At 67.1% G+C, this 9,972-nt stretch carries 9 protein-coding genes; 7 read left to right on the forward strand and 2 right to left on the reverse strand.

The window, feature by feature from the left end; translation table 11 throughout:
- The first annotated feature begins 494 nt into the window (after nucleotides 1-494).
- Nucleotides 495-1,730, forward strand: coding sequence for an MFS transporter (locus ACGFYY_RS40135; protein WP_393717262.1), 1,236 nt, complete (start codon nucleotides 495-497; stop codon nucleotides 1,728-1,730).
- Nucleotides 1,731-2,371: 641 nt separating this feature from the next.
- On the opposite strand, the gene ACGFYY_RS40140 is transcribed toward ACGFYY_RS40135, so the two are convergent.
- Both ACGFYY_RS40140 and ACGFYY_RS40145 read right to left on the reverse strand, forming a co-directional pair.
- On the reverse strand, nucleotides 2,372-4,099 hold the full coding sequence (locus ACGFYY_RS40140; protein WP_393717264.1) for an IclR family transcriptional regulator C-terminal domain-containing protein: 1,728 nt from the start codon (nucleotides 4,097-4,099) through the stop codon (nucleotides 2,372-2,374).
- Nucleotides 4,092-4,733 (reverse strand): hypothetical protein, encoded by a 642-nt coding sequence (locus ACGFYY_RS40145; RefSeq protein WP_393717266.1) that lies wholly within the window; start codon nucleotides 4,731-4,733, stop codon nucleotides 4,092-4,094. The genes ACGFYY_RS40140 and ACGFYY_RS40145 overlap by 8 nt, the downstream gene beginning before the upstream one ends.
- 630 nt (nucleotides 4,734-5,363) lie before the next feature.
- Here ACGFYY_RS40145 and ACGFYY_RS40150 point away from each other — a divergent pair.
- The 6 genes from ACGFYY_RS40150 to ACGFYY_RS40175 all read left to right on the forward strand — a co-directional run bounded on the left by ACGFYY_RS40150 (nucleotide 5,364) and on the right by ACGFYY_RS40175 (nucleotide 8,754).
- On the forward strand, nucleotides 5,364-5,951 hold the full coding sequence (locus ACGFYY_RS40150; RefSeq protein WP_393717268.1) for a hypothetical protein: 588 nt from the start codon (nucleotides 5,364-5,366) through the stop codon (nucleotides 5,949-5,951).
- Between the two features lie 144 nt (nucleotides 5,952-6,095).
- A complete protein-coding gene (locus ACGFYY_RS40155) occupies nucleotides 6,096-6,740 on the forward strand; it encodes an HNH endonuclease family protein (protein ID WP_393717270.1) in 645 nt (214 codons plus the stop codon).
- Nucleotides 6,741-6,872: 132 nt separating this feature from the next.
- Nucleotides 6,873-7,211, forward strand: a complete 339-nt coding sequence (locus tag ACGFYY_RS40160; protein WP_393717272.1) for a DUF6233 domain-containing protein — start codon at nucleotides 6,873-6,875, stop codon at nucleotides 7,209-7,211.
- Between the two features lie 144 nt (nucleotides 7,212-7,355).
- On the forward strand, nucleotides 7,356-7,613 hold the full coding sequence (locus ACGFYY_RS40165; protein WP_393717274.1) for a hypothetical protein: 258 nt from the start codon (nucleotides 7,356-7,358) through the stop codon (nucleotides 7,611-7,613).
- A 356-nt stretch (nucleotides 7,614-7,969) separates the two neighbouring features.
- On the forward strand, nucleotides 7,970-8,422 hold the full coding sequence (locus tag ACGFYY_RS40170) for a hypothetical protein (protein ID WP_393717276.1): 453 nt from the start codon (nucleotides 7,970-7,972) through the stop codon (nucleotides 8,420-8,422).
- 23 nt (nucleotides 8,423-8,445) lie between these two features.
- Entirely contained in the window at nucleotides 8,446-8,754 is a 309-nt protein-coding gene (locus ACGFYY_RS40175; RefSeq protein WP_393717278.1) for a hypothetical protein, read from the forward strand.
- Nucleotides 8,755-9,972: the final 1,218 nt, after the last annotated feature.

Raw genomic sequence — 9,972 nt, forward strand, 5'->3', positions numbered from 1 at the left:
GAGGAGAGATAAATCTTCCCCCGAGATGATCAACTTAATCAAAGGCTGTAATCACCGGTGGGTCAAGCGAAAATGAAGGAGTGACACAGGCCACATGTACGGAGTGTGATCGAAAAATGCCCAGTTTGCCTCGCTTGACCGCCGTATGGCTTTAACCTTCGCCCGATATTACTGACGCGTAGTCATGGGTTGTTCCATGTTCAGCCATTCATCGGCCGAAAATCTACGCACGGAAATCGGCCCTCGGCGCTGCACATCGCAGCCATGGATAGGGTGTCGTGGCACCCGGCGGCCGCCGGCCTCTCCGGCCGACGTCCCGTCCTGCTCAGCCGCGGACCGAAACGACCGCCCCCTGCGCCCACCGATTCACACCAGGCCTTGTCCCGGTCCGGAACGCAGAATTCCGCCTGCTGCAGCAGCTCACGGGTGGGTACAGGGCCAGAACTGATACGACGGGGGACTCCTTGCGGAGCGCACAACCTGAAGCCATAGCCTTGGCGAAGAACACTCCCTTCCGGCTCCTGTGGGCCGGCCAGTCCGTGAGTGTGCTTGGCACCGCGGTGACCACACTGGCCTTTCCGCTCGCCGCCATCCAGGAGCTGGACGCCACGCCCCTGCAACTCGGCGTCCTCGCCGCGGTCGGCGTGCTTCCCCCGGTACTCATCGCGCTCCCGGCCGGAGCCCTCGTCGACCGCAGAGCCAAACGCCCACTCATGCTGCTGTGCCATGCCGGCCGAGCCGGGCTCCTGGCCACCATCCCACTCGCAGCGGTCCTCGATGTCCTGAGCATGTGGCAGCTCTACCTGATCGCGTTCCTCAACGCAGTGTTCACCGTGATCTTCGACGCGGCCTATCAGAGCTACGTGCCCGTCGTCGTCGGTCGCGACCACCTCATGGTCGCCAACGGCCGAATCAGCGCCTCAGACGGCTTCGCCCAGCTATCCGGACCCAGCCTGGGCGGATTCCTGGTTGGACTCCTCAGCGCCTCACGTGCCATCGCCGTCGACTCCCTCTCCTACCTCCTGGCCCTCGTCCTGCTGCTCTTCGACCGGACCAAGGAGACAACCCATCAGCAGAGCAGCGGCACGACGTTCCGGCGCCAGATTGTCGAAGGACTCAAGTTCGTCTTCACCCACCCCGTCCTCCGCGCCATCGCCTGCTTCAACGCCACCAACGCGGTGCTGCTCTCCTGGAGCAACACCGTCTGGCTCCTCTACGTCGTACGCGAACTGGGCTGGTCCTCATCAGCGGCAGGCATGGTCCTGGGCATCGGCGCGGCCGGCGCCATCATCGGCGGACTCGCAGCCCCCCGCATCGTTCGTCGCTACGGCATGCCCCGTGTCCTGCTCGTCACCGCCCTACTCGACGGCCCCGGCCAGCTCCCCGTACTCCTCGTCAACCCCGGCCTCGGCGGACAGGTCATCGTCTGCACCTGCTACGTAATCCTGCTGTTCGGCGTCATGGTCTACAACACGGCGCAACGGACCTATCGACAGCTGGAAAGCCCCGAGCACATGCTCGGGCGGGTCACGGCCTCCATTCGCTGGATCCAGTGGAGCGTTGCACCGCTCGGTGCGCTGCTCGCCGGCGTGACGGCCACCGTCATCGGACTGCACGCCACCATCCTCCTCGGTGTCGTCGGTCTCACCCTCTCTGTTCTGTTCCTCTACTTCTCGCCGCTGCTCGCAATGGCCCGCCGTAGCCCCACGCAGCCCGCACTCCACGTCTGAACCAGACACCGCCCTCGGCGAAGAGAACGCACGGGGCGAGGCAGGAAGCCCCACCGCCCCTGACTGCTGCCCTCTCTCGAGTCGCTTCGCAACTTCGTCCGGGTCGCCACCACTCTGGATGCACTCGACAAGCCGGCTGCTGCGACGTTTCGGGTCCGCTTCGCCCCTTGTCACGGACTGGCGCTGCCACTGGCAGGACGTCAGGCTGCTCCAGCGCCGGGCCCAGCCCGCGAACAAGTGCCTGCGCGTAACGGTTTCCACGACAAGCCCTTGTGCGAAGCCGAAGCTTTCCGCAACGACGCACACGCGGAAGCCGAACAGATCTGCACGAGCGCAGAGACCGACGCCGAGCGAACCACGCGCAGGCCCGAAAGCCGCAGGCAAGATCTTGGAGCGGGTGTGAGTCGGTGGCCGTGCCGCCCCGGACGGGCCCGATTCGCAACGCCCCGGGGCGGGGAGTCTTGCGCCGCAGCCGGGCGATCAAGGCGGCCTGGCACACGTCGCAGTCAGAACGGAGGCTTCGCAACTGCTCCCTGCATGTGGCAAAGGCGTTGTTCCGCCTGGTGAACCGCAGGGACCTGACACGCGGGTGGTGGCGGTGGTGGAGGCCATGCCGTGGCGCGGCCCCCACCATCACGGTGTCAGCTGCGGCTGCCGGCAACCTCCCTGAACGAGAGGTCGAGGTTCGTGGAGCACAACACGTCCGGGGGCTCGACGGGTGGCGGTTCCACGGCTCGCGAGGGGAAGGGAATCACCTGTGCCTCGTGTTCTTCCTCAAGGTTGTCCGCCTCTTCTCCTCTGGTGTGATCAGGCGCCCGCCCTTGCGCGGCCTGCTGGTGACCTGTGGCGGTCCCGCCCGGCCGACGACGTGCGGGCGCGTCCTGCCTGCCGGCCTCCAGGTCGGGTGGGCTGGCGGCGAGCAGGAGGGACAGAAGAAGCCCGGCGGAGCGACTGGAGAGGACCTTCGCTGCCTGAATGAGCCGGTGGCGTTGCGCGACGGGCAGGGACAGGGCCATGCAGCCGATCTCGCCATCGATGACGAGGGGGACCGCTACGCACACTTCGCCGTCGGAGTACTCCAAGAGGTCGAACTGGGCGGCGAGCGGGCCATGGTGGTCCAGGTTCTGGAAGAGCACCGTGCCATCGGTGATGGTGCGCCGGGTGAGCGCGATGGGCCGGTGCCGTGAGAGGTGGTCCATCCGTTGGTCGAAGTCGAGCTGGGAAAGCAGGCTCTTGCCGACCGCGGTGGCGTGTGCTGCCTCGGTGAAGGCGACCCTCTGTTTGACGCCTGGGGTGCTCGGCCCGTCCGACCATCGGACGATGGACACCTCCCCCTGGCTGTAGGTGCTGATGTACACGGCCGCGCCGACGGCGTCCCGCAGGCCGGCGAGGACCTGGTCGATGACCTTCCCGGGCCGGCCTGCCTCGGACACCGCGATCAGTCGCAGGGCGGGCCCTGGTACATATCCGCCATCGAGGGTACGCAGGGTCAGGTGCTGCTGACTCAGCCATACCAGCAGGCGTCGCATCACCGGGTGGGGAAGGCTGGTGGCCCAGGCGAGGTGCCTCTCGCCGACCGCCCGGCCCGCGCCGGCGATGATCTGCAGTACCTCAAGAACCCGTTGCGCGGACTGCCAGCGCTGCAGTGGTGGGGTGGCCGGCGGGACCTGCTGCGCCAGGTGCGTCAGTGACGCGTGCCGCAGCGGAGCCGGCGACCAGGCCGAGCCGGGCTCCGGCTTCCGGTCTCGGGGCGCTCGCGTCGACGGAACGGCGGCTGGGCCCGTGCCTGGGGGCAGGGCTCCTGGGGTGGTTCCTGTACGCCTGGGCTGGGGGATCCGGGCGGTGAACGTGCCGCGCTTGCGGAAGGTCGCCAGGAGGGTCCGCACGTCGGCGATGAACTCACCATCCTGGTCGGGGACGGTGTCCTCGGGGGTTGCGAGGCCGATGTCGGCGAGGTCCCATCCGGCTTGCCGCAGAAGTGTCCGGGCGTCCTGGTGTCCCCACCGGGCGGCGCTCACGACGGTGGTGACGGCCTGAGGGGCGGCGTCCGGGCCCGACTGCCGCCACAAGGTCACGGCCAGGCGGAACGCGGCGCCGGGGTGGCTGTCCTCATAGGCCCGCTTCAGCCAGTTCCTGGCCCGGTCCAGCTCGCCGATCCGTAGTGCTTTCGAGCCGAGCCTGTAGCACGAGTTCGCGTGCAGGCGTCGTTCCAGTTCCTGCCCCCTCCACGTCTGCCGTGGTCCCCAGTCGCCTCCGGGCCGGTCCCAGAAGTCGGCTCCCTTCAGTCCGGACAGCAGAGCGGCAAACGCGGAAGGCTCCGCCGCGCCGGTGTCGCCCCGTTCGCTGTCGTTGCCGCTCACATCACTCACCTGTGTCCTCTTCCCGGCGCCGGGTCTTCCTGTGCCGCTCGCGGATGTGGAGCTGGATCTGCTCGTCTTCCCTCAGCTCGGCTGCTGCTTTCGTCATCAGGGTCTGGATGCGGGCCGGCTCCCGCTTCATGCGTTCCGCGATGGCCTGGTCCTCCATGCCCTGGCTCCGCATCTCCGCGACGTCCCTGCGCTGTGTCCTCTTCATCCGCCTGATCGCGGGTATGACGAGGTCCTCGAGGGGGTCCACAGGGGTGTGCGGCACGAGGCCCGCGTAGTCGCCGTGGAGGTCCGAGGCACGGCTGGGGCGTGCGACGAATACGCGCTCGCACTCCTGGAGACCGGCCTCGTCGGCGGGCTCGGCCAGCTTGTCGTAGGCGTCGTTCGCCAAGTTGTTCGCGGTCTCCCGCGCGTACGGCAGGGGGTTACGGTCCCGCTTCCCGGGATCTCGCAGCCACACGACATAGGTCCGCACGAGGGCCTCGTGCGCCATGTCCTGCACCTGGGAGCGCAGCATCGGATGCCGCTTCCACAGCCCCGCCGCGATGAGGCGGGTCCATTCCCCCACGCGCTTCTCGAAGAGCGTGCGCGCGGCCTCCTGCCAGGGCAGCTCCTCCTCGTCCGGGCCGTCTACCACGGTCCACGCTCCGGCTCACGGGGATCGGAGGCAGGGCCGGCCACCAGGGTGGTCCAGACCGTCACCCGGCCGCCGCCCGACGACTCGTGCCGCACGATGACGGACCAACCGCAGCCGCACGCCGTACCGGGACCACGCCCGGCCGGGGCAAGAGCCCCCTCGCGTCCCACTCGCCCGCGAGAAGCCCTTCCCCAGGCCCGGTACACGGCGAACACCACGGGGGTCACGCCGGCCACGGCCGAGATGACCCCGACCACGTCCAGGGCTGTCAATTCACGCTCCACATGTTCGATCGGAGAGCAACGCATCCGCGTCACATCTCCCTTACGGCGCAGAAGGCCTCAACTTTCCTGCCGCCCGAAAATGATCGGAACCGATGCATATCGATTGACTCCTGCGCCATCCCGCCCGATAGACGGTGCGCTGTAGAGCGCGTCAACCGGTTGGTCGGTTCTCTTCAGCGACGGGAGCAGGCACTGCGGTGCCCGGCGCGGTGAAGCCCTTGTGCACCAGTACGCCCGTACCGCTTTCGGCGGATCACCGTACGCGGGCACCGGGGTACCGGCAGCCTGGACGTCGGGACCGGCAGGCGGGCCGGCCCGATCGCGTGTTCACGGGAAGGGGACGGTCGTGGTGGACAGGGTTCTGCGGGCTTTGGGGGCGGCACACAAGGGGGCGGTGGGGGTGCTGCTGGCCGACGGCACCGAGCCGGGCCCGGTCTACTTCGACGTGGGCAGCGGTTCGAACATGCCGTCGTCGACCGAGTGGCACGCCTACGACGGGCGGCACGGCCGTCCGCGAGGCTCAGTGCTGCGGGGCCGCTGTTCCTGCGGGTGGCGGGGTGTGGCCGAGTACCCGCTCGACTGGACCGCCCTCCCCGACGACAGGCCCCTCTACGAGGCGGACGTCGACCTGTCGGGGCCGATCGCGGACTATGGCGCTCACCTGTCGGTCATCCGCGACGCGGCCGTCCCGCTCCCCGAAGAGCTCACCGTGCTCCTCGCCGAACTCGTCCGGCTTCTCGACGGCCTGACCGCCGAGAAGCCGCTGGTCACGTTGAAGGCCCTTGCTGACCTGCGCTATGTCATTGCCCAGACCGGCCAAGAGGCGGTGTACGAACTCGCGGCACGGGACGTGCCGATCGAAGAGGTGGCTTCCGCCCTCGGCACGAGCGAGGCCGCGGCCCGCACCTACCTCAACGACTACCTCCGCTCCTGACCCCCCGGCCGCCCGGCATCGCGTCCTGTTCGTCCGGTGCAGACGGAGCATGATCGGTTCTCCCGGTGAACCTGTTCCACCGACGGAGTGAGGCGCCCCTGCACCGGGTCGAGCCCGTGCAGGTCGGCCCTGTATCACCGGACCATGATCACCAATCTCTGCCGCGGTCTCGTCGCGGCGTCCCTGGCCTTCGCAGTCCTCGCCCCGACGACCGCCCAAGCCGACGAGTACACGCTCACGGAGGCGATCACGTCTCTGCCGATCGCCGAGGAGATCCGCGAGGGCTACAAGCGGGAGCTGTACCCGCACTGGAAGGACGACGACAAGAACGGCTGCACCGCCCGCAACGACGTCCTGATCGCCGAGGCCATCGAAGCCCCGACCGTCGGGGCCGGCTGCTCCCTGACCGGCGGGGTGTGGCACTCCTACTACGACGACGTCCTTGTCCAGGGCCCCTCCGGTATCGACATCGACCACATGGTCCCGCTCGCGGAAGTCCACGACTCCGGCGGCTACGGCTGGACCACCGAGCGCCGCCGCCGCTACGCGAACGACCTCGGCTCCGATGTCACCCTCGTCGGCGTCACCGCCCGCTCTAACCGGCAGAAGTCCGACCAGGACCCGGCGACGTGGATGCCGGCCCCGGCCGTGCACTGCCGGTACATCGGCGAATGGGTCGCCACCAAGCACCGCTGGGGCCTTGCCGTCGACCAGGCCGAACGCGAGGCGCTGCTGCAGTACGCCGCCGAATGCCCGAACGCCAGCCTCACCTTCGAGCGGGCTGGCTAACCCCGGCGACGGGTTTGACGCCCCTGACGAATGTGGTGGGTGGCGGGGCCCTGTTTCACTACGAGGAGACCCCGCCACCAGCGCCCGCTGCGGCCGGGGCCGAGCGAGCAGCCACCCCTTAAAATAGAACATGTGAACGAAAATCTTGCGGAGCAGATCGCCCGGCACCGGGCGGTCATGGGCTGGCTGGAGTGGCAGCTGGGCCAGACCCGCGATGCCCTGGCCCGCCTGGAACAGCAAGAGGCCGTTGCCACCGCCCGCAGGACAGCACCACAGGTACCCGACTGGAAGCTCGAAGTGCACCGCACCGACTACGGCCCCCGCCCCATCCGCGTCCACGCCGGCCGCTGCCCCGACGGCCACGGCAAGGAGCTCACCCGGCACGAGGCCCTTCGCCTCCTGGCCGATGGCATCGAGGCGTGTCCCTTCTGCGGGCCGGACCGTGAACTCCGGACCGACGGCGCCGCATAGTCGGCACGGGCAACCGCCGTTGCCGCTGACCCGGAACCGGTCGGCGAAGGCGACGTCCTGCATGGTGTCTACCACTTCGCGCCCGCCGCAGCCCTGCGGCCTGGCCGCCAGGTGCTCCGACCGGGGCGGGCTTACGGAGAGTCGATGAAGGTCTCCACCACGGTCGCCGACGGAGGCGTCCTCGCTGAGTTCGACGCCGTGCTCGCCGCGGCTGTGCCCGAGCTCGCCGGGCGCGTGAACGCGACGGCGTTCGACGTGGATAGCGGCCGCCTGGACGTCGTTCCCGACGCTCCGGCCTGCGGCACGCAGCTGCGCTGGAGCGCGCCGAAGCTGATCGCGGCGGTCAATGCCACGGTGTCCGGCGGACTCGTGCGCGCCCTGTACGTCCTGGCGTCCGCGTGACGGCGGTTGGACCAACGGAACAGCCAGTGCCGGTGAGATTGATCTTGATTGGCTGGGGTCGCCTCTATCAGGGGACTTTCACTACTCCGCAACCGTTCCAGCGAGTAGTGACGCGTGCCGACACTCACGGAATTTTCATCTTTATGCGGAGCGCGGACCCCTGCGGCGGACCCCCTGCGGACGCCGGGGGTGCGAGCGATATCCGGAACTTCAACGTGCTTTGCATTCACGTCAATTGGCTTGTTGAAGGGTTCGTAATCCGGCACGCCCCGGCTAGTGTCCGGTACAGATCGAGGGGGCATCCGCTTCTCCCGGAGCAAGGGGGAATGTCTCGCGGTCCACATAAGGAGATTTCCTTGAAAGCTCTACATAAACTGCGTACCGCGGCCGTCGCCGCAGCCCTCGTCGGCCTCGCCTCCCTCGGCGGCACCGCCAACGCGACGGAGAGCCCCCAGGGCGGGGAGCCCGGCCCCCAGCACCACGTCACCTGCGGCTGGGACGAGAGTGTCCCGGCTCCTTATAGCGTCGGCACCGACGTCGTCCGGGGCATGGTCCGCGTCAAGTGCTCCGATCGCCTCGACAAGGCCAACACTCAGGCCCAGGTCCAGGTTCTGGACGGCGGCCAATGGTGGGACCGGGGTGAGGAGGTCATCAGCCACAACACCCAGAAGGTCATCCAGGTCAACGACGACACGACCAAACTCCCTGGCGTATACCTGTACCGGACCGAGGGCACGCACTTCGGCCAGCACGGGAACATCTGGAGCCTCCCGACGTTCTACTCCCGGACCCAGTACCTGACCGGCTGACCTGACCCCATGAAGGAGCGCGCATGCGGACAATGGATTCCGACGCCCGGCGGTTTCTGAGCGTGGCGGTCGAGGTGGCACGGGTGCGTCACGGTGTCGCTGTCGAACCTCGCGACTTCGCGGTCGCCCACGTCCTCCGCGAGTTGATCCCGGCAGACGAGTCCCCCACGATCTCCGCCCAGAACAGCATCTCACCGCCTCAGATCCGCATGTCTCCCGAAGTCGAGGAGATTCTCGCGCTGAAAACAGACGAGCCTGTCGTACTGGGCGAGTTCCTGGCCCTGGCCGAAAAGTCCGGACCGGAGCTGTGCGAGTACCTCGGAGTGAAGTGAAGAAGCGATACCTGCTGGCCGCCGTCCTTTCCATTGGCCTAACCAGCTGCGGAGGGGGCGGCGGCGGTCCTTCCTTGTCAATGGATTTGGAGCGGTCCGGGTGGAAGAGCGAGGCCGTGCTGAAGGGCGCCGAGATGGAACGGGGCCAGGTCTCGCCCGCTGCCTGCGAAAAGCTCTTTACCCTGCTTAAATCCGAATTGCCATCTTATCGGCGAAAGATGAAAAGGGTCGGAAATTCAACCTCAACAAGGAGCTTTAGATGCCTGAGATCCCAGTGGCCGAGGAGTGGGAGATGTTTCGCGCCTGGCTGGAAATAAATGCTCCAGGAACGCTCCTCTCCTTGAACCCGCCTGCCAGTGAAAGCGAGATCGAGAGGCTTAGTGGAAATGGGTATTCCATACACCCAGACTTGCTGGCCCTTCTCTGCTGCCACAATGGAGCCCCCCCTGTCACACTAGGTGGTTCGCCTTCAGCCTATCTCCCTGGGGGATACTCCCTTAACGACGTCGACCAAATCCTGATTGGACGCTCCGTCATGCTGGAGGGCATAGAGTACGAGCGCCGACGAGGTACGCTAGTGGACAATTACGGCCTCACCTGCCACGCGGACTGGCTACCCCTTGCCAGTGACTCAGCTGGAGGCCAACTATTCCTGGACAATGGCAATGGCCCACTGCTCGGTTCCGTGCTTGCCTATGACGACGGGCGCTTGCAATACCAGCCAAAGTGGCCCTCGTTGCGGAGCATGCTGCGTGAAATGAATTCTTCCGTCAGGGGGCGCGGTAATGCCGGAGGGCTAAAGCCGCGAGTGCGGCCTGGCGAACTAACCATCGAGTGGTACGATCCGCGATTTCCTTAGAATCCATCGACTGATTTGAATGTAATTTCAGAGTCTTTCGGCGTGCGTCCCCCAGCTTCGCCCCCTCGTTCTCCCCGGCAAGATCTCCGCATGCCCGGGAGAAACCCGCCGGTTCGATCGTCACGTCCACCCCGCCCTTCCGTCACTGCCGCAGTAAATGCGTACACCTCACCTCGGCGGCCGGAACGCCCCGCCGCAGGTCGCGGTGATCACGTTGAAGGGCACTGTCACGTTGGCTGACTGAGTGGAATGATCTTCGGGTCTGTCCTGCCGGGGGAGGGTCTTGCCGTGGAGAGTGCGTCGCCGTCGTACAGGGGTCACCGGTACCCGGTGGAGATCATCTCGCACTGTGTGTGGCT

This window comes from Streptomyces sp. NPDC048331, from assembly GCF_043201215.1.
GTDB lineage: Bacteria > Actinomycetota > Actinomycetes > Streptomycetales > Streptomycetaceae > Streptomyces.